19 protein-coding genes and 1 pseudogene are annotated in these 17837 nt (G+C 68.6%); 11 read left to right on the plus strand and 9 right to left on the minus strand.

All coding sequences use genetic code 11. The features are described 5' to 3' along the window. The first annotated feature begins 361 nt into the window (after positions 1-361). Positions 362-709, plus strand: coding sequence for a PadR family transcriptional regulator (locus AB0M36_RS20370; protein WP_364159687.1), 348 nt, complete (start codon positions 362-364; stop codon positions 707-709). Next, the gene (locus tag AB0M36_RS20375; RefSeq protein ID WP_364159689.1) at positions 706-1572 is read left to right on the plus strand and encodes a hypothetical protein; all 867 of its coding nucleotides are present in this window, start codon (positions 706-708) and stop codon (positions 1570-1572) included. Before AB0M36_RS20370 ends, AB0M36_RS20375 begins: the two co-directional genes overlap by 4 nt. Before the next feature lie 140 nt (positions 1573-1712). On the opposite strand, the gene AB0M36_RS20380 is transcribed toward AB0M36_RS20375, so the two are convergent. Next, positions 1713-2222 carry an ASCH domain-containing protein gene (locus tag AB0M36_RS20380; RefSeq protein WP_364159691.1) on the minus strand — a complete coding sequence of 170 codons (510 nt, stop codon included), beginning with the start codon at positions 2220-2222 and terminating at the stop codon, positions 1713-1715. Between the two features lie 168 nt (positions 2223-2390). Between AB0M36_RS20380 and AB0M36_RS20385 the strand changes: the two genes are divergently transcribed. Beyond that, entirely contained in the window at positions 2391-2642 is a 252-nt protein-coding gene (locus AB0M36_RS20385; protein WP_364159693.1) for a hypothetical protein, read from the plus strand. A 7-nt stretch (positions 2643-2649) separates the two neighbouring features. Here the strand turns inward: AB0M36_RS20385 and AB0M36_RS20390 are convergent, their stop codons facing one another. Next, a complete protein-coding gene (locus AB0M36_RS20390; protein WP_364159695.1) occupies positions 2650-2853 on the minus strand; it encodes a hypothetical protein in 204 nt (67 codons plus the stop codon). Positions 2854-3821: 968 nt separating this feature from the next. After that, a pseudogene (locus tag AB0M36_RS20395) lies at positions 3822-4433 on the minus strand (FAD-dependent monooxygenase); the annotation flags it as partial. On the opposite strand from AB0M36_RS20395, the gene AB0M36_RS20400 reads away from it, so the two are divergent. Beyond that, a complete protein-coding gene (locus AB0M36_RS20400; RefSeq protein ID WP_364159697.1) occupies positions 4336-5058 on the plus strand; it encodes a TetR/AcrR family transcriptional regulator in 723 nt (240 codons plus the stop codon). The pseudogene AB0M36_RS20395 and the gene AB0M36_RS20400 overlap by 98 nt on opposite strands. Before the next feature lie 9 nt (positions 5059-5067). On the opposite strand, the gene AB0M36_RS20405 is transcribed toward AB0M36_RS20400, so the two are convergent. The 4 genes from AB0M36_RS20405 to AB0M36_RS20420 all read right to left on the minus strand — a co-directional run bounded on the left by AB0M36_RS20405 (position 5068) and on the right by AB0M36_RS20420 (position 8637). Then, a complete protein-coding gene (locus AB0M36_RS20405; RefSeq protein ID WP_364159699.1) occupies positions 5068-6231 on the minus strand; it encodes a hypothetical protein in 1164 nt (387 codons plus the stop codon). A 298-nt stretch (positions 6232-6529) separates the two neighbouring features. Beyond that, a complete protein-coding gene (locus tag AB0M36_RS20410; protein ID WP_364159701.1) occupies positions 6530-6964 on the minus strand; it encodes an NUDIX hydrolase in 435 nt (144 codons plus the stop codon). Next, on the minus strand, positions 6957-8066 hold the full coding sequence (locus AB0M36_RS20415; protein ID WP_364159703.1) for an MAB_1171c family putative transporter: 1110 nt from the start codon (positions 8064-8066) through the stop codon (positions 6957-6959). Before AB0M36_RS20415 ends, AB0M36_RS20410 begins: the two co-directional genes overlap by 8 nt. After that, positions 8059-8637, minus strand: coding sequence for a hypothetical protein (locus AB0M36_RS20420; RefSeq protein ID WP_364159705.1), 579 nt, complete (start codon positions 8635-8637; stop codon positions 8059-8061). The genes AB0M36_RS20415 and AB0M36_RS20420 overlap by 8 nt, the downstream gene beginning before the upstream one ends. 777 nt (positions 8638-9414) lie before the next feature. On the opposite strand from AB0M36_RS20420, the gene AB0M36_RS20425 reads away from it, so the two are divergent. Next, positions 9415-9837, plus strand: coding sequence for a helix-turn-helix domain-containing protein (locus tag AB0M36_RS20425; RefSeq protein WP_364159707.1), 423 nt, complete (start codon positions 9415-9417; stop codon positions 9835-9837). Between the two features lie 873 nt (positions 9838-10710). On the opposite strand, the gene AB0M36_RS20430 is transcribed toward AB0M36_RS20425, so the two are convergent. Next, positions 10711-11784 carry a VCBS repeat-containing protein gene (locus AB0M36_RS20430; protein WP_364159709.1) on the minus strand — a complete coding sequence of 358 codons (1074 nt, stop codon included), beginning with the start codon at positions 11782-11784 and terminating at the stop codon, positions 10711-10713. Positions 11785-12078: 294 nt separating this feature from the next. Here AB0M36_RS20430 and AB0M36_RS20435 point away from each other — a divergent pair, with 294 nt between their 5' ends. From AB0M36_RS20435 to AB0M36_RS20450, 4 genes are all read left to right on the plus strand, one after another. Beyond that, positions 12079-12459 carry a hypothetical protein gene (locus AB0M36_RS20435; RefSeq protein ID WP_364159711.1) on the plus strand — a complete coding sequence of 127 codons (381 nt, stop codon included), beginning with the start codon at positions 12079-12081 and terminating at the stop codon, positions 12457-12459. Continuing rightward, positions 12456-13679: a hypothetical protein gene (locus AB0M36_RS20440; RefSeq protein ID WP_364159713.1), complete on the plus strand. Its 1224-nt coding sequence runs from the start codon at positions 12456-12458 to the stop codon at positions 13677-13679. Before AB0M36_RS20435 ends, AB0M36_RS20440 begins: the two co-directional genes overlap by 4 nt. Further along, complete coding sequence (gene mycP, locus AB0M36_RS20445) at positions 13676-14770, plus strand: type VII secretion-associated serine protease mycosin (protein ID WP_364159715.1); 1095 nt, start codon at positions 13676-13678, stop codon at positions 14768-14770. The genes AB0M36_RS20440 and mycP overlap by 4 nt, the downstream gene beginning before the upstream one ends. A gap of 97 nt (positions 14771-14867) precedes the next feature. Continuing rightward, positions 14868-15257 carry an HPF/RaiA family ribosome-associated protein gene (locus AB0M36_RS20450; RefSeq protein ID WP_364159717.1) on the plus strand — a complete coding sequence of 130 codons (390 nt, stop codon included), beginning with the start codon at positions 14868-14870 and terminating at the stop codon, positions 15255-15257. Between the two features lie 151 nt (positions 15258-15408). Here AB0M36_RS20450 and AB0M36_RS20455 read toward each other — a convergent pair whose 3' ends face one another. Then, positions 15409-15627, minus strand: coding sequence for a dihydrofolate reductase family protein (locus AB0M36_RS20455; protein ID WP_364159719.1), 219 nt, complete (start codon positions 15625-15627; stop codon positions 15409-15411). Between the two features lie 33 nt (positions 15628-15660). Between AB0M36_RS20455 and AB0M36_RS20460 the strand changes: the two genes are divergently transcribed. Together AB0M36_RS20460 and AB0M36_RS20465 are read left to right on the plus strand one after the other, a co-directional pair. Beyond that, entirely contained in the window at positions 15661-16182 is a 522-nt protein-coding gene (locus AB0M36_RS20460) for a flavoprotein (protein WP_364159721.1), read from the plus strand. Between the two features lie 101 nt (positions 16183-16283). Beyond that, positions 16284-17828 (plus strand): aldehyde dehydrogenase family protein, encoded by a 1545-nt coding sequence (locus AB0M36_RS20465; RefSeq protein ID WP_364159723.1) that lies wholly within the window; start codon positions 16284-16286, stop codon positions 17826-17828. Positions 17829-17837 lie beyond the last annotated feature (9 nt).

Here is a 17837-nt window from a genome sequence, read left to right on the forward strand (position 1 = left end):
CTGAACGCCTTCTCGATCACCTTCGGCGACCGGTTCCCGGCCGCCGAAACCTACTAACCAAAGACGCCGGAAACACCGTTAGCGAGACAGTCCCCACCCGGACCAAGCCGCCGCGCTTAATGAAAGACGGAGGCTAGTGGCTGTGCCAGCGAGCGAGCCTGATCGGCGAGCGAGTATCGATATTCGCCATGTGCTGCTAAGCGGGGGAGAGGAGTGGTCCGAGCGAAGTCGGCGCCAACTCCGTCGATACAAGCGAGCCCGGCGGACACGTGCAGCAGCGGTCGTCACCCCAAGCTCTCCCCGAGAAGCTTGAGTGACTCTCCCTGTTTACATAAGTAGTTGATCGTCATATGGTGACGGCATGACATCGCGCATGCGCGAGCCGAGTTACTTCATCCTGGCGTCGTTGCAGGACGAACCGTTGCACGGCTACGCGATCATCACGCAGGCTGCCGACCTGTCCCAGGGACGGGTCCGCCTCGCCACCGGAACGCTCTACGCGGCGTTGGACCGTCTTGCCGGGGAAGGAATGATCGAGTCTGTCCGGGAGGAGATCGTCAACGGCCGGGCCCGGCGGTATTACGCTCTCACCCCGGCCGGCGACGCCGCCCTGCGGGCCGAGGCCGAGGCGCTCACCCAGGCGGCGCGGGTCGTGACCGACCGGGCCGTGCGCCGTGCCGCTCCGAGGCCCGCGGTGGGCCTGGCATGACCGAACTGGAGCAAGCGTACGGACGGCTGCTACGTCTCTACCCGGCCGAGTATCGACGCGCGCGTGGGGCCGAGATGCTGGAAGTTCTCTTGTCGTCCGCTGAGCCAGGCCAACGCCGGCCGCCGTGGCGGGAGCGGTGGGCGCTGGCCGTCGGCGCACTTCGGGTCCGGGCCGGCGCGGCCGCCCGCCGGACGACGTGGCAGTCCTGGCGGGCCGCCCTGCGAAACGCCACGGTAGTCCTGCTGCTGTGCGCTCTACCGCGCGCGGTGGAGGGCCAGTTCAACGTCGATAGTCACCTGCTCAGCGGCGCGTTGATCGCGCTCATGGCAGCCGCCATCATCCTGATTTTGCGCGACCGGTTCCTCCTCGCCACGACAACGGTGGTTGCCGCGTTGGTTCTCGACCTCGTCCCTAACCGGCCCTTCGAGACGATGTTCCACGCACCGTCACTGTTGACAGCCCTCGTGCTTCTGGTTCCGCTGATCGGCCGGGGGCCGGTCGTGGCGCCACGGTCACTACAGCCGTTGCTTGCCCTGATGCTGATCCCGACGATCAGCCTGGTCTTCTTCAATTCGTGGTTCACGTCGTCTCTGGCGTACGCGATTGCCTCGATCGTCGTCACGGCTCTTGTGCCGTTGATCGCGATGATGTGGTCGATTGTGGATGAGCGCCTCACCCTCGCCTACGGGCTGATCCAGTTGGGTCCTATTGTTCTCGAGCTGCTGCATTGGCGGCGCAGCGTCGACATGTGGTCCTCCATGGCGCCAGCCATGACGATCTTTACCTTGGCGGCGGTCGTCGCGGTACCCGGCCTCTGCTTGGGGCTGAGCGCCCAGTTGGCGCGGCGACGCGCCCGGATCTGACCGCTCGACGCCCGGCGACGGCAGTTCCGACGGGGGGCTGCCGTCGTCCGGGTGGAACGCGTCAGCGTGTCCTCAATCGGCGAGATTCAAAGGGAAGACCACGTCCTCAATGGGCGAGATTCAAAGGGAAGACCACGTCCTCAATGGGCGAGATTCAAAGGGAAGACCACGCGGAACCGTTCGAAGACGACCTCGCTGTCTTCGCTCCATGCCGTGCCGCGCGCCTCGCAACCGCGTTGCCAGAACTTGCGGTGTTCGGTCAGCCAGCTGGCCCGGCTGCGGTCGTCCTCGCCCTCGTCGTAGGCGAACTGTTCGTCAACGCTGTGGAAAGCCCCGATCCGCAATTCAACGGTACGCAAAATGATCCGCGGAATGCCGGCGCTGTCGCAGACGATCCAGTGCGAGCCGATCCGCGGCAGCGGCTCACCGTCCTCGACGTATGCGGAGAAGAGCGACGAGGTTGCCCGTTTCGTGCCCTGCACGACCAGGCGAAGGAGCTCGTCGGCGAGTTCCGCTGAGTCACCGAACCGTTCGACGGCGTAGTCCGGGCATGCCCGCGCTTCGTTCGGCCGGGCGGCCGCGTATTCCGCCCAGAACGACGCGGCGGCCGAGGCGTCGACGGCAGCCGGTGCGGTTCGGGGCTCGGTCATGAAGGCATCGTGTCAGTCGTGAAGCGTCCCCGCGAACACAATGCGGTTTCCGCCGGGGTCGGTCACCATGAGGATGCGCGAAGAGGCCGGCGCCGCTGCGAACGGAGAACGGAATTGAGTCCCGATGAGAACACCTACGTACGGGATCAGAATGCTCGGGTCGACCCTATGTTCACCCTTGGGACGATCACCGTCGCGGGCCTGCGGGACATCCTTGCCGACCTTCCCGACGATGCCGTCGTAGTCGTCGCGAGGGACGGGGCGGGTGACGACGACTGTTCACCACTGGCCGATGTGGAGGAGGGCTGGTACTTCCCGGCTGCCGGCGAGTCCGCCCCGCTCGGTCGTGACGTCGACGGCAACGTCCACGAGCCCGGCCCCCGCGACCTGTACGCCGTGCTGCTCCGCCCCCTGCGCTGACCGCTGGCTAACGTTCAGCTTGATCGGCTGTAGAGCTCTTCCAGCCGTAGTCCGGTTCCGGCACCAAGCAGGTTGCGGCCTCCCAGGCCACTCCGGCAGTGACCAAGGTCTGCCTGTCCACCGGCGGGGGGACGTCTATGTCCTCGGGGATGGAGGCGAAGTCGACCCATTGCACGTCGGCATCGTCGATCAGGATGTTGCCCGCGCCCACGTCGCCGTGGTTGACGCCGCCAAGGAGCGAGCCGACCGCCGGATGACCAATCGTAGTCCGCCTCGGCGAGCCAGGAAAACCTCGTTGCGGGCTCCTCCGGTCAGGCGCTCCACCACCTCGATGCCAGACCAGGCAGCGACAGACTCCCATCCCGACGCCACAACCCGATCATGTCACCGCGGCCGCTCGATGGAGTCCGTGCCCGCGCCGGCGAGCAGCGCGGGATAGTCCGGCAACGCGATGCTTTCGGTCCGTTCCCTGGCGACCCGCAGCGTCATGTCCATCGCCCACTTCTGGTTGAGCAGCGCATTACGTGCCCATGCCGTCCAGTTCCGGCGCGGAGCATGGAACTTTCCAGCGCCGTTCCCGCCCTTCTGGCACCGGCGGGCAAGGCCACCCAACAAGGCCTCGTACCGTGGATAAGCGACCGTATGATCGCCCCCGGCGACAGCGAGCTCACCGGCGAGCACATACGCGCCGAGCACCGCGGTTCCCGTGCCCATGCCTCCGAGCGTGGCGCCGGCAGCGGCGTCTCCCAGCAGCGTGACTCTTCCCCGGGACCAGGTCGTCGCATCGACCCGGCAGATCGCGTCGAAGTACAGATCGGTCGCGTCGGGCAGCGCCGCCAGCAGTCGCGGCACCTCCCAGCGGAGCCCGGCGAAGCGCTCGCGAAGGATCGTCCGCTGCTGGTCGAGATCGTGCCGGTCGTAATCCAGCGGCGGCGAGGCGAACATGACGAAGGCGAGCGCCCGGTGCGGGTCGCGGTGGTTGCCGCCGAGGCTCGCCATCAGGCCGGGCGCGTTGTGCAGCAACGTGTTCCGTCCGAGATCGAAGTCGCCGGGCACGCTCCAGGTGGCGAGGTAGTAGCCGAGGTGGCGCACGAAATCGGCCTCCGGCCCGAAGGTCAGCCGCCGGATCTGCGAGTGCACCCCGTCCGCCCCCACGACGAGATCGAATGTACGGGTGGCGCCGCTGGCGAAGGTGGCCCTGACGCCCTCGGCGGTGTTCTCGAGCGCGGTCACGCTGTCACCGAAGACGTACTCGGCGCGCTCGCGGCTGTGCTCGTACAGAAGTAGGGAGAGCTCGCCGCGCAAGACCTCGAGATCGCCGCCGGCGAAGTCGGGCGGCAACTCCATCAGCCGTCGGCCGTGCGCGTCGACGAAGCGCATCGCGGTTCCGCCGGTTTGCAAGGCTCGCAGGTCGTCCAGCAGCCCCATTCGCTCCAGCACCGTCAGGTGGCTTTCGCCGCGGAAGTCCACCGCGTTGCCTCCGTCGCGCAGGCTCGGCGCGATTTCGACCACGGTGGGCCGAAATCCATACCTGCCGAGCCAGTAGGCCAGCGTGGGACCCGCCACGCTCGCACCCGAAACGAGCACCGTCGTGTTCCGCATGTGCCTTCCTCCAAACTGTGTCTGCCGGACGCAATTAATATTTGTGTACGGTAGAAGCAGTTCTGGCCAAGCGCAACCCCCGGAGTACGCGATGTCGATGGAGCTGCTCTGGGGCGGCCGCTCACAGCCCAGCCGCGGACCCAGGCCGACCCTGGACCTGACCGGCCTCGCCGACGCGGGCATCGCCATCGCGGATGCCGAGGGCCTGGCGGCGGTCTCGATGCAGCGGGTGGCCGCCGCGCTCGGGGTCACCAAGATGGCGCTCTACCGCTACGTCCCCGGCAAGGCCGAACTCCTCGCCCTGATGCTGGAACGCGCGATCGGCGCACCGCCCGAGCCGGACCCGGGCGACTGGCGCGCCGGCCTGACCCAGTGGGCGCGGGCGCTGCTGGAGGCCTACCTGCGCCACCCCTGGGTGCTCGAGGTCACGGTCGGCCCGCGTCCGCTCGGCCCCGCGGAACTGACCTGGATGGAGACCGGCCTGCGCCTGCTCGAGGGCACCGGCCTTCGCGGCGCCGAACGATTCGACACCCTCGCCACGCTCGCCGCCCAGGCGCGCTCGGCCGCCGACCAACTGCGCGGCGGCGCGGACCCCGAGGGCCAGCTCGCCACCGTCATCGCCACCGTGGTGCGCGACCACGCGGAGCGGTTCCCGGCCGTGGTCGCGGCCGTCACCGAATCCGCCGACGACGATCGCGAGCAGGCGTTCGACTTCGGCCTGGAGCGCATCCTCGACGGTCTCCAGGCCCTGATGCACCGTCGGGACGCGTCAGCGCATCCCGGCTGCGAGCAGCCGGGATGCGCACACTACTGACGAGTCGGGTCAGGTGAGGATGCCTCCGAGGCTTGCCCACGGCGTCCAGATGTTGCTGCCCGCAGCCGCCTGCCGGCGCGTCCAGAGCGCATTGTCCGTGCCCCGGACGAAGACCTGCAGCCGGCCGTTGCTGTTGCGCGCACCGGCCACCTCATTGGTCAGTCCACCGCCGAGGCTGGTCCAGACGCCCCAGATGCCACCGCCGGTCTGGCGGCGGTACCACAGGGCGTTGTCGGTGCCGCGGACGAAGACCTGCAGCCGGCCGCTGGTGTTACGCAGGACCGTGGGGTTGCTGCTGAGGCCGCCGCCAAGGCTGGTCCAGGCGGTCCAGGTGCCGCTGCCCGCGAAGGCCTGCCGGCGGGTCCAGAGCGCGTTGTCGGTGCCGCGGACGAAGACCTGCATGCGGCTGGAAGCGTCGGGGGAGACCGCCGCGTCACTGGTGAGGACGCCGCTGAGGCTGGTCCAGGGGGTCCAGGCCCCGCTGCCGGCGAAGACCTGCCGGCGGGTCCACAGGCCGTTGTCGGTGCCGCGGACGAAGACCTGCAGCCGGCCGAGGACGTCCATCGCGGCGCTCGTCTCACCGTTGAGCACGCCGCTGAGGCTGCTCCAGGCGGTGAAGGTCGCGCTGCCGGCCGTCTGCTGGCGGCGCATCCACAGGGCCTGGTCGGTTCCCTCGACGAAGACCACCAGCCGGCCGAGAGCGTCACGGATCACGGTCGGGTCGCTGGTGAGCACGCCGCTCAGGCTGGTCCAGGGCGTGTACGAGGCGCTGCCGGCCACCACCTGACGCCGGTACCACAGGGCGTTGTCGGTGCCACGGGCGAAGACCTGGACCCGGCCGTTGGCGTTGACGGCGGACCGCGGCGCCCCGGCGAGGCCGCCGCTAAGACTGGTCCAGCCGGTCCAGGTGGCGCTGCCCGCGCTCGTCTGACGTTGTCGCCATAGGCCGTTGTCGGTGCCTCGGACGAAGGCTTCCAGACGGCCGTTGCTGTTGCGTGCCACCGAGATCGCCGCTGCGCCGGTGGGCGCCAGCATGGCCTGGGCGGTGGCGCCGGCTTCCGCCCGAGGTGCCGGTGCGGCGTTGGCCGGAGCGATGAACAGGGGAGAGCCGATTACCGCTGCGGCTGCCGCGACGAGGACTCTGCGGCACAGCGACGTGCGTGCTGTGGTCATGACGTTTCTCCTTGCAAATAGCGATGCCAGACACGGTCCGACCACCGGCGCGGCGGTAGTGCGCGCGAAAATTCCCGGCGGTCCGATGTGGGACGCTCGGGGCCGGTGAGTCGGCGCGGCGAGCGTCTGGAAGAGCGTCCGTCGCGGTGAGTTCACTCCACGTGCGGCGGGCTACCACGGAGCGTAGGCCGGTTGCCCGCGACGGTTTGCCGAATGCGAACCTCGCCGGTGCTAATCGGCCTTTCGTATGAGGTGCGTTGACCATTACGGCAGGTGCGGCGTGCCGTTCGGCCGGGGGTCAGGAAAGCTCGAGGTAGCGGGTCGTACCCCCGGCGCGGGCCTGGAGCACCTCGAACATCAGGGGCCACAACGCCGGCGCCAGCAGCGCCCGCGCCCGCTCCGCGTCGACGAACGCGTGGGCGGCGAGCTCGCCCGGGCTCAGCACGATCGCGTCCCGCTGCGACGCCGCCAGCGTGCCACCGTCGAAGACGAAGAAGAGCTTCCCCGGCGTCCACGCCACCACGAGCAGCGCGCCGATCGGCGGGTCCAGCCCCAGCTCCTCGCGTACCTCTCGAACGCAGGCCTGCCGGGGGGTCTCGCCGGCGTCGACCGCGCCACCCGGCAGATTCCAGAATTCTTTGTACGTCGGGTCCACCAGCAGGATCCGGCCGTCGTCATCGACGAAGACCGCGCCGGAGGAAACGCGCGGACGTTCGGGTGTGGGCTCAGGCACGGTCCAATTCCCGGGCCGGGGTCAGACCGGCGAACGAGCGGCTCACGGCCACCAGCCACTCGAGCTCGTGCCCGTGGGGAGCGGGCCCGTGACTACCGGCCGGGGCCGTCGCGGGATGGCCCTCGCGCCGTCTGCGCAACGCGTCCAGGATCGCCTCGGCCTCCTCTTGCGCGGACGACGGTTCGCCGGTGCGATACGGCCGCAACGCCAGCTGCCCGTCCCAGATCTCGACCATACGCCGGTAGAGCCGATAGTCGACGCCGCCCAGGGTGGACTCGCCGTCGGCCGGCGAGTGCAGGGCGATCTCCGGAAACGCCCGGTGCAGCGCCGACCACAGCGGTTCGAGCGCCCGGTAGGCGGCGAGCTGATCGATTCCCGTACGCGGTCCCCAGCTCGGCATGGTCAACCCGGTGAAAAAGACGATCTGGCCGGCGGTGGCGAACGGCATCGCGATGTCGACCAACGGATCGACGCGAATGTCGACGGCGAGCAGCAGGAGAAAGCCGCCGCGGCAGGCGCAATAGCCAAAACTCAGCACGGCACCGAGCGCCGTGATCCGCAGCCCGCGGTGCAGCCAGGGCAACTGCCGGGTCAAGGCCGCGAAACGCCAGGCACGGTACGCGATCGCGACGAGCGCCACGCTCAGCGCGCTCAGAAAGATCGTCAGGTACGCCAGCATCGCCGTCGCGCCCGCATGGGTCTTCCAGAAGTGAATGGTGTATCTCTCATGGATGGGCGCCACGAGAATGAGCGCTGACATCGCCGCGACGACAGTGAGCCCGAGCACCAGATAGACACGGGCGCGCCGCCGGGCCCGCTGTGCGGGATACCGCCAGTAGCCGAGCATCTGCAGAACCAGCATGCTGAAGAGCACCATGCTCGAATGAATGAACAACTTCGTCAGATTGGGTACGCCCACAGCGGAGTCGATCGGCTGGTAGACGAATCCGACCGTCAGGGTGAACGCCAACGCGGAGAATCCGAACGCCGCCGTGATCGTGCGCAACCCCGGATTTCTCCAGTCCTGCCGCAGGTGATTCATCTTGTAGGCGAAGGCGATCCAGCCGGCCAGTGCGCCGATCCCATAGAGCAGGTCATGCATCGGTGCCGTGTCCTCGTCTCTGCGGCGGCAGGAGCGCCTGCGCCAATCGGTCGGTGAGCCCGGTGCCATCCGGCTCAGTCGTCCCGCCCCGGGACTCGGCCGGGGCCCGGCTGGCCCGACTCAGCAACAGCGAAGCCATGACCTCCGCCTCCTGCTCCTGGTCATCGGAGTAGTGGCCGCGTTGCAGCAGGTCGCGGACCAGGGCGGGATCCAGGTCGGGAAAGAGCCGGCGCGTGTCGAAGGGCCGCGTACCGTCCAGAATGGAATGACCGCAGATCAGATGAGCCAGCTCATGCGCGATGATGTGCTCCTGATGCCGGGAATTCGTCCCGGCCTCGTAAGCGATCACGTCGGCGTCGGGCAACGACAGCCAGACCCCGCACGGTTGCGCGTCCTGAGCCGGCATCGCCATCAGATAGATCGGCCGGTTGCGCCGCTGTCCCAGATGCTCACAGAGCGCCGCCATACTCGGTGCGGCGGGAAGCGCGAGCGCGATCAGCCGGCGTCGACACCGTCGCCGGAGCGCCCTGAACTCCCAGAAGGCCTTCAGGCGCCAAGGCGGGAGGACCATCCGACCGAGCCTCATCCCCAGGGTCTCGCGCGCTGTCGAGTGTGCGGGTTTTCAGGGGTGTAGCCGTTTGGGGATGTAGCCGGCTCCCACGGGGGAAGGAGTCGGCTACATCGATACGGAACTATACGACGTGTGCGCCGCGAAGGCCAGCACCGGAGGTGCCGAATGCGCGCCCAGCATTAGGCGTTGCGCGCTTGGTCGGAAGATGCGCTTTCGATATTGGGTGCCGCGGGTCCGGTGCCGGGGGTAGTGCATGCTCGATATTGGGCACTGCGCTGCGTGTTCGGCGTTGGGGTGGTGCGCGCCCGGCATGCGCGCTGGGCGCCGCCGTTGGGCGTTCCACGGCCGCTGCCGGCTCGGCGCCTGGCGTGGGTAGTGCGCCTTCGCCGTCGGCGTTGCCGGTCGCCGGTCGCCGGTCGCCGTCGCCTGCTGCCTGTCGGCCGTCGCCCGTTGTCCGTTGCCTGCTGCCGGTCGCCCGCCCGTCGCCCCCCCGTTGCCCGTTGCGCGGGCCGGCTCGGGCGTTCTGCGGCTGGCCTCGGGTGTTGCGCGGCTGGATTCGGGCGTTGCGCGGTCGGCGGTGGGCGATAGGCGATGTGCGGCCGGTGTTGGGTGGTGTCCGGCCGGCATCGGGCACCCCCGTGCTGCCGATGCCGACCGGCTCCCGTCCATCTCAGTTGACGGACAGCCTCCACGATAGTCAGCGACTGATGCCTGTCAATGTGATGGTACGGTGACCAGCATGGCACCCGTCCACAACAGCGAACGCGGGCGACAGCCGTGACCGGGCCAGGGGACGGATCGCTGGCGCGGCGCATCGACCACCTTTTCAAGGCGGTGCAGCCGAAAGGACGCGAGTACAGCTACGAGGAGGTCGCCCGAGGCTGCGAGGCACTCACCGTCGGCACGTTCTCCAAGACGTACGTCTGGCAGCTGAGAACCGGCCAGCGCGACAACCCCACCAAGCGCCACCTCGAAGCCCTGGCCGCGTTCTTCGGCGTGCCGGTGTCGTACTTCTTCGACGACCAGGTCGTCGACGACGTCAACTCGCAGCTGGCCCTCGCCGCCGCCCTGCGAGACGCTGACGTCCGCGACATCGCATTGCGAGCGCTCTACATGGACGATGCGACACGTCGTTCGCTGGCCCGGATCGTCAACGAGATCAGCACGATGCAACGCGGGACCAAGAGCGCCGAGAGTTGATCCCATGCCCGTCACTTTTGAAATCGAAAGTTCACGATGGATCTGTGTCGCGCCCCTTTAATCGTTCTTGAAAGGCTCGGCATACTGAAAATGCGCCGTCACCAAACCCTTCCAAAGGGGTGATCTCCGACGTCCACGGCGAACTCCTCGAACAAAGCCTCTCCGGCGCCGTATCGGTGACGCCTCCGCCGGCGGGGGCGGGGGGGGCGAAACGGAACGCGATCGTCGCGAGGCCTGTCGCGGCGATCCGCGGGACGGGCGGTCCGGCGGCCCCGGCGTGGGCGGGCGGCCGGACCGCGGCCGGCTGGGCTTTGGTCGGGCGTCGATGGCCGGATTTGGTCGGGTGGCTGGGCTTCGAGCGGTGGCTGGGCTCGAGCGGGTCGCCAGGCATTGGCAGGGTGGCTGAGCTTGGTTGGCCGGATTTCGGTCAGGAGGCTGATCGTGAGCGAACGGTTCGCTTGATGGAGCGGTGGGATCGGGTGAGCCGAGCGGGGATGGGCAACGGTTGATCCTTGGGCGGAGCGGCAAGTCCGCCGTCCTCGGTCTTCCGGCAATGACCCCGGGTCGGGATGCGGAGCGGCACATCCGCATTCCGGCCCGGTTATCCGTGCCCGGCCGCGTTCCGCCCGTTGCCTGATGCGTGCGGCGGCGCCGCTCCTGCGTGCCGGGCCGCTTCACGGCCATTGTCTGTCGCGTGCCGCGCCCGCCCTGCGTGCGCGGCCGCTTTACGCCCGTTGTCTGTCGCGTGCCGCGCCCGCCCTGCGTGCCCGTGTTCTGCGGTGGCGTGGGTTCGTGGGCGGTCGGCGTGCCGGTGGCCGGCAGCGGGCGTCCGGGGACGTCGCTGCCGGCCACTGTGCGCCGACCAGGGCCGGATTACCAGAGGATTCCGGGCTGGGGGATTTCGGCGCCGACAGCGAAGAAGTTGTGCCACTTCCAACCCGTACCCCAGAAGGTGTTTCCGGTTGAACGCGCCACGTAGACGTCGGCGGCGGGGCCGCGGGTGAAGGTGGCGATGTCGACCCGGCCGTCGCCGGTGAAGTCGCCTGTGCCGGGGATCTCCGCGCCGACGGCGAAGTAGTTGTGCCACTTCCATCCGGTGCCGAGGAAGGAGGATCCGTTGGACGTGGCGACGTAGACGTCGGCTGCCGCGCCGCGGGTGAACGTCACGATGTCGTCGCGGCCGTCATTGTTGAAGTCTCCGACCGACGGGAGTTCGGTGCCGACGGCGAAGTAGTTGTGCCACTTCCATCCGGTGCCGAGGAAGGAAGATCCATTGGAGAGGGCGACGTAGACGTCGGCTGCGGCGCCGCGGGTGAAGGTGGCGATGTCGTCTTTTCCGTCGCCGTTGAAGTCGCCGACTGCCGGAATCTCACTGCCCACCGCGAAGAAGTTGTGCCACTTCCATCCGGTGCCGATGAAGGAGGACCCGTTGGAGAGGGCGACGTAGACGTCGGCTGCGGCGCCGCGGGTGAAGGTGGCGATGTCGTCTTTTCCGTCGCCGTTGAAGTCGCCGACCGCGGGTGTCTCGGTGCCGACGGCGAAGAAGTTGTGCCATTTGACGCCGGTGCCGACGAAGGAAGATCCGTTGGACAGGGCGACGTAGACGTCGGCGGCGGCACCCTTGGTGAACGTGGCGATGTCGTCCTTTCCGTCACCGTTGAAGTCGCCCACCAGCGGTGTCTCCGTGCCGACAGCGAAGTAGTCGTGCCACTTCCATCCGGTGCCGAGGAAGGAAGATCCGTTCGACAACGCGACGTAGACGTCGGCGGCCGCGCCGCGGGTGAAGGTGACGATGTCGTCCTTTCCGTCACCGTTGAAGTCGCCGGCGACACCGCTGAACCCGCCTCCGGCGGGCGGTGCCGCGAGGGCGGAGGTGGCGGGTACCTGAACGATCAGAGTGACGGCGGCGATCGCCGGAAGGATCGCAAGACGCGTAGCCGAAAACATGGTTCTCCCCGTTCTGCCGAGCTGTGGTCTGAGGATTGAGGCTGACGACGTGCGCGCGGTTGTCGAGGAAGAAACTATCGCTGACCTGGGCCAATAGGGTGTTTCAGTCTGGTAGCTGTCTAGACCCCATCAAAGCCGCATCCCACACGAACCAGGCGTACGCTGGTTCGCCGTCGCGAAGCAGGTGAACCTCCCGGCGCCCCGGGCCGTGTGAGGACCACGGCGACCGAAATCGGCACGCAGGCATAAAGATCGATCGATATGCTGTGGTGTTGCGGCGACGGGGAGGACGGAATGCCGGACGGTATTCACCTAGACACCGAGCAGGTGGGCGAGTTCGCCCGAGGAATGCGCACGGAAGCGGACAAGGGCTTCGCCTCCGCCGCCGAAAGAGGCGCCGACCTCCACCGCCACGGCGTGATCTTCGGCGCCGAGCTACCCGGCGAAACGATCCTCGACGCCAAGCGGCGATATGCCCGAGCCCTGGAGAACACCGAGGCGAACCTGCGCGCCTACCACCAGATGGCGATCATCTTCGCCGACGTGGCGGACCGCATCGCCCGCGACTTCGCCAACGTGGACATGTCGTCGGCCGCCACCCAACGCCAGATCGACGCCCTCCTCAGCGGGGCGATCGCGCAGGCGAGCAAGGTCCAGAAAGGAGGGCACGGGTGATGGCGGGAGCGAACTGGGAGGCCTACAACCTGCCATCGATCTGGACGATGCTCCAGAAGGAGAACGCGTGCCGAGGCGCCGACCGCGTCCTGTCCTGGGACGGGCTGGCCCACGACGTCCGCACCCAACACCGCCGCCTGGAAGAAGCAACGCAAGCCCTGGCAGCGGTCTGGCCGCCGGAGAAGAACGCCTCCGCCAGGATCTTCCTGAAGTACATGGGCCAACTCGCGACCTCGATGCAGGAAACCCTCAGACGTGCGGAGGACACCCGCGCCGGTCTCAACGGCATCCTGGAAGCGTTGTCCGAGGCCCAAGCGGCGGTTCGCCCCTGGGTCGAAGTACGTCAGATCGCCAGCGACGACTTCATCCCGAGGTGGGCCGACCACGCCGAGGATGATTACGACGAGAAGGCCCGCCAGGCGATGCGCAACGCCGAGGCGGCGATCGCCGACCACAGCACGCAGATACGATCCCCTGCGCTCTTCGATCCGAGCCGGATGGTCGGTGACAAGCATGAAGATCTTGCTGTCGGCGGCGGGGCAACGCGCGGAACGAGCGCGGGCTCGTCGGTTGCGAGCTCAGGCACAGTCGATCTCGGCGGCTTCGGGGCCACGCCCGTGCCTGTGCAGGTTCCGCACAATCCGCCGCCGATACCGGGTGCGAACACGGGTTCCGGAGTGGACGGATCAGGCCCAGGAACATCTGTGTCGCAGACAGCAGGGCCGGCCCTCGCGGGTGTTCTGCCCGTGGCGCCGGCACCGGTCGTTACCCCTGGTGTCGGTGTGTCGCCGCCTCCAACGGCCGGAGTCGGCGCCGTGATCGGGGGGACCGGTCTGTTCGGCCTGGCGCCCGCAGTCGGCACGGGTGGCGGAACGATCCCGGTCGGCGGCCCGCTTACTCCGATCGTCGGCCGAGGCGCCTCGGGAGGCCGTCAAGCAGTATCCGTGCCAAGCGCGCTGCCCTCCGGCACGGTCATCGGGGCCAACAGCGCGGGAGCCAGGACCGGTCAAGCTGGGCGGAGCTCCGCCTCCGGTAGAAGCCATGTCGCTCAGACGATGCCTGCCAATCGTCATCGCAGGGACGAGAATGACAACGTCTCGATCGAAGGCAAGGCAGCACAGGTATGGGACGTGCTCCACGGCGTAGAGCCCGTCATCGAACCGGATGTCCGTCCGGTTCGTCACGACCCGGGTCCCGGCGTGATCGGGTTGGATCGATGAGGCTTCCGGCCCGTGTGGGGCATGTCGTCGCTGTCGTCGCGTCGCTGTCATTGGTGGGATGGACGGCCGCTCCAGCCGCTGCGGATTCTGTCCGGGAGCGGCAATGGCACCTGTCTGCGCTGAAGATCAGTGAGGCTCACCAGGCGACGCGGGGCGCGGGAATCACGGTTGCCCTGATCGACAGCGGGGTGGATACCCAGCATCGGGATCTGACTGGCGCGATATTGCCGGGCAAAGACTTCGAGAGCTCCGATGGAGACGGACGTGAGGATCTTATCGGCCATGGAACGAACCTGGCCGGGATCATTGCCGGTAGGGGGCACGGGGAGGGCAGCGGGGTCCTCGGCGTCGCGCCGGCAGCGAAGATCATTCCGATTCGCGTGGCATTCGATTCCTTCGTGAGCGGCACGCAAGTGGTCGACGCCATCGAATTCGCCGCTGACCACGGCGCTCAAGTGATCAACATGTCTTTCAGCAAGAGTGACGATCCGGTGATCCGGGAAGCGATCCGCGCGGCGCAGGCCAAGGACATCGTCGTCATCGCCGGTGCCGGAAACCGTGATGACGGTGGTGACCACTATCCCGGTAGATACCCGGAGGTGTTGAGTGTCGGCGCGGTTGATCGCTCGGGAAAGATCGGCGACTTCTCGGTCACAGGTCCGCACGTCGATCTCGTTGCTCCGGGCGTCGACATCTGCACGACGGGCATCAACGATTCCGGTTACGTTGTGGCAGACGGCACGAGCCACGCAACGGCCGTGGTCAGTGGGGCTGCTGCGTTGGTGCGGGCGGAGTATCCCGAGCTCAGTGCGGCCGAGGTGGTTCATCGGTTGACCGCGACCGCTGTGGACTCGGGGGCGCGCGGGCGGGACGACGTCTACGGGTACGGGCGGCTCGATCTGGTCAAGGCTCTGACCGCCGATGTTCCCGCCCTGCCCAAGACCGTCGCCACCTCGGCGGTGCCGGAGCGGGTGCCCGGGGCAGGGGCGGAGTCGAAGCGGGTCAGTCCGATCGTGCTGGCGAGCGGCCTCGCTGCCGTCGTGCTGCTGCTCGGGGGCGTGGTCGTGGTGCTCATGATCCGGCGGCGTTAGGGGGCCGGTGGGGAATACCCGTGGCGGACATCAGGTGGATTTTCGGTACGAGCGGGTACGGAGTCGATCACCTAGTTCGCACCGAAGGGAGACGCGCATGAGTGTCGCGGCAGATCCGGCGACCATTGACCAGTGCCTGCGCGCCGGGGCCGGCTTCTCGCAGGGCGATCGGAATTGGATCGCCGAGCAGTTTGCCACGTTGGACGCCCGGTTGGCGGCCTTCCCCGCCGGGACCACCGAGTTGGAGGTTTCGGTCAAGGATCGGGAGGCGCGCGGGCAGAAGGTCACCCTGGAGTGCTGGATCGCGGGTCGTCAGAAGATCGTGACGACGTCCGGCGAGGAGGATCTGCACGCCGCCCTCAACGACGTTCGCGATGATCTGCGTCGGCGGCTCGATGATTCCAAGACGAAGCAGGAGCCGCGGCATAACCGTCATCTGCGTACGGGGCTCAGCGATCTACCGCAGGACGCGGAACCAGTGGTCTGACGAGTGGGGCACCTCCGCGGAGCGGACGCGTTCCAGCTTCACGGGGGTGCCGTCGTCGTAGAGGCGGGCGCTGTCGGCAGGTCGGTGGCGAAGGTCACCCCGGGCCAGGGTACGGACGGACGGTGGTGGGTCAGCACCACCTGCGACCCGATCAGGCCCCGCCGAAGGCTTGCCCCCGCGCGGGAGTGTCGCGGTACGGGTCGTCGCCGCGGAAGGTGCGGCCGCCGGCGAGGATGGCTCCGACGTCGGCCACGAGGTCGTCGACGAGCGGGTCGGGTCCGAGGTGCGGCGTCATCCACGACATGTCGCCGTCCGGCCCGGTGATGTAGCCGTCCAGGGACATGGTGGCCGAGTAGAGCGGCTTCGCCATGGGGCTATCCCAGCACGTGCGTACCCTTTCGCCGTGAGCAGTGCCGAAAGCAAGACCGGGAGCGGTAACGACCTGCGGATTCTCGTGTGCGGTGCGGGAAGCGCGGTCGCGGTGGGAGAGGTCGCCGAGGAGGCGATCGCGCGGGGGTGGACAGTCGATATCACCGCGACGGCCAGCGCGCTGGACATCGCCGACGTGGAGGCGCTCGCGCGGATCAGTGGCCGGCCGGTGCGGACGACCTACGGGTACACGCCCGACGGCACGCGGGTGTCGCCGGTGGCGGATGCCCTGCTCGTGGTGCCGGCGACCTTCAACACCATCAACAAGCTGGCCCTCGGCATCGCCGACACGTACCCGTTGAGTTCGGTGGCCGAGGTCATCGGGCGGGGCGTGCCGACCGTGGTGGTGCCCGCCGTGAACTCGGCGCTCGCGTCGCGGGCGCCGTACCGGCGGGCGGTGCGGTCGCTGCGGGCGGAGGGCGTGTGGTTCGCCGCCGATGGGTTCGAGGGGCTGGATCTGCTGGAAAGCGTGCGGCGGTGCCCGAGCGACAGGTGAGCGAAATGAAGTTCGTCGATTCTTCCTCACATCAAAAGAATCCGTGCTCGGGTACGCCGTGACCCGTGGTGCCCGGGTGGAAACCGTCCGCACAGTGGGGCATGAGCCTGATCCTCGCCCCCGGAACCGCCTGGAACGACGTTCTCGCCCGGGTCACGGCCGCCGCTCCCGAGGCGTTCGTGGCCGGCCGGCTGCGCAATCTCTACGCCGGCGGCTGGCGGGACAGCGGGACGCCGGCTGAGCTGCGTACCCCCGTCGACGGGTCGGTGATCGCCCAGGTCTGCCGGGTCGATGCCGGCACCGCGGCCGGCGCGGTGAGCGCCGCCATGCGGGCGCACCACGACTGGGCCGTCGTCCCGCTCGCGGAGCGGCGGGCCCGGGTCCGCGCCGCCGTGGAGGCACTCGCCGTGCACCGGGACCTGCTCGCCCTCACCCTGATGTGGGAGATCGGCAAGCCGTGGCGGCTGGCCCGCGCCGACGTCGACCGCGCCCTCGACGGCGTGCGCTGGTACGCGGAGCAGATCGACCGGCAGGTCGCCGGCCGGGAGCCGCTGCCCGGCCCGGTCAGCAACATAGCCTCGTGGAACTATCCGATGAGCGTGCTGGTCCACGCCGAGCTCGTGCAGCTGCTCGCGGGCAACGCGGTCATCGCCAAGACGCCGTCGCAGGGTGGTGCGGTCTGCCTCACCCTCGCGCACGCGCTCATGGCCCGGGCCGGGCTGCCCGTGACGCTGCTGTCCGGCAGCGGCGAGGAGTTGTCCGAGGTGCTGGTGCGCGATCCGGCGATCGGGGCGGTGGCCTTCGTCGGCGGCCGGTCGAACGGCGGCAAGGTCGCCGCCGCGCTGCTCGACTCCGACAAGCGGCACTTCATCGAGCAGGAGGGGCTCAACGCGTGGGGCGTCTGGGAGTTCTCCCAGTGGGAGCTGCTCGCCGGGCACCTGCGCAAGGGTTTCGAGTACGGCAAGCAGCGCTGCACCGCGTACCCGCGCTTCGTCGTGCAGCGGGAGCTGGTCGACGCCTTCCTGGATGTCTACCTGCCCGTCGTCAAGTCGGTGCGGTTCGGGCACCCGCTCGCCGTGGAGCGGCCCGGCGACCCGCTGCCGGAGCTCGACTTCGGCCCGCTGATCAGCGCCGCGAAGGCCGCTGAGCTGCGTCGCAAGGTCGACGAGGCGATCCGTGGCGGTGCTGTGCCGCTGCACCGGGGCAGGCCCGAGGCCGGCCGGTTCCTCGACGGGCAGGACATCGAGGCGTACGTGGGCCCCACCGCGCTGCTGGCCCCGCCGGGGCGTTCGCGGCTGATGCACGCCGAGCCGTTCGGGCCGGTGGACACGATCATCGTGGTGGACACCGTGGAGGAGCTGCTGTCGGCGATGAACGCCAGCAACGGCGCGCTGGTGGCCAGCCTGGCGGTCGACGACGAGGAGCTGGCGGCCAAGCTGGCGCAGGACGTGCAGGCGTACAAGGTGGGGATCAACAAGCCTCGCTCGCGCGGTGACCGGGAGGAGACCTTCGGCGGTCGTGGCGCCTCCTGGAAGGGCGCCTTCGTCGGCGGCGACCTGCTCGTGCACGCTGTCACGGTCGGTGCGCCCGAGGAGCGGCTCTACGGCAACTTCCCCGACTACACGAGCTTCCCGCCGACGCCGTAACCTCGGACG

This window comes from Actinoplanes sp. NPDC051346, from assembly GCF_040682215.1.
Taxonomy (GTDB): Bacteria; Actinomycetota; Actinomycetes; order Mycobacteriales; family Micromonosporaceae; genus Actinoplanes.

Bases quoted from the DNA above. Each gene is read 5' to 3' on its own strand.
- AB0M36_RS20465 (WP_364159723.1), top strand. From the start codon at position 16,284: ATGAGCCTGATCCTCGCCCCCGGAACCGCCTGGAACGACGTTCTCGCC.
- AB0M36_RS20380 (WP_364159691.1), bottom strand. From the start codon at position 2,222: ATGACCGAGCCCCGAACCGCACCGGCTGCCGTCGACGCCTCGGCCGCC.
- AB0M36_RS20385 (WP_364159693.1), top strand. From the start codon at position 2,391: ATGTTCACCCTTGGGACGATCACCGTCGCGGGCCTGCGGGACATCCTT.
- AB0M36_RS20370 (WP_364159687.1), top strand. From the start codon at position 362: ATGACATCGCGCATGCGCGAGCCGAGTTACTTCATCCTGGCGTCGTTG.
- AB0M36_RS20375 (WP_364159689.1), top strand. From the start codon at position 706: ATGACCGAACTGGAGCAAGCGTACGGACGGCTGCTACGTCTCTACCCG.
- mycP (WP_364159715.1), top strand. From the start codon at position 13,676: ATGAGGCTTCCGGCCCGTGTGGGGCATGTCGTCGCTGTCGTCGCGTCG.
- AB0M36_RS20420 (WP_364159705.1), bottom strand. From the start codon at position 8,637: ATGGTCCTCCCGCCTTGGCGCCTGAAGGCCTTCTGGGAGTTCAGGGCG.
- AB0M36_RS20435 (WP_364159711.1), top strand. From the start codon at position 12,079: ATGCCGGACGGTATTCACCTAGACACCGAGCAGGTGGGCGAGTTCGCC.
- AB0M36_RS20455 (WP_364159719.1), bottom strand. From the start codon at position 15,627: ATGGCGAAGCCGCTCTACTCGGCCACCATGTCCCTGGACGGCTACATC.
- AB0M36_RS20405 (WP_364159699.1), bottom strand. From the start codon at position 6,231: ATGACCACAGCACGCACGTCGCTGTGCCGCAGAGTCCTCGTCGCGGCA.
- AB0M36_RS20450 (WP_364159717.1), top strand. From the start codon at position 14,868: ATGAGTGTCGCGGCAGATCCGGCGACCATTGACCAGTGCCTGCGCGCC.
- AB0M36_RS20400 (WP_364159697.1), top strand. From the start codon at position 4,336: ATGTCGATGGAGCTGCTCTGGGGCGGCCGCTCACAGCCCAGCCGCGGA.
- AB0M36_RS20430 (WP_364159709.1), bottom strand. From the start codon at position 11,784: ATGTTTTCGGCTACGCGTCTTGCGATCCTTCCGGCGATCGCCGCCGTC.
- AB0M36_RS20415 (WP_364159703.1), bottom strand. From the start codon at position 8,066: ATGCATGACCTGCTCTATGGGATCGGCGCACTGGCCGGCTGGATCGCC.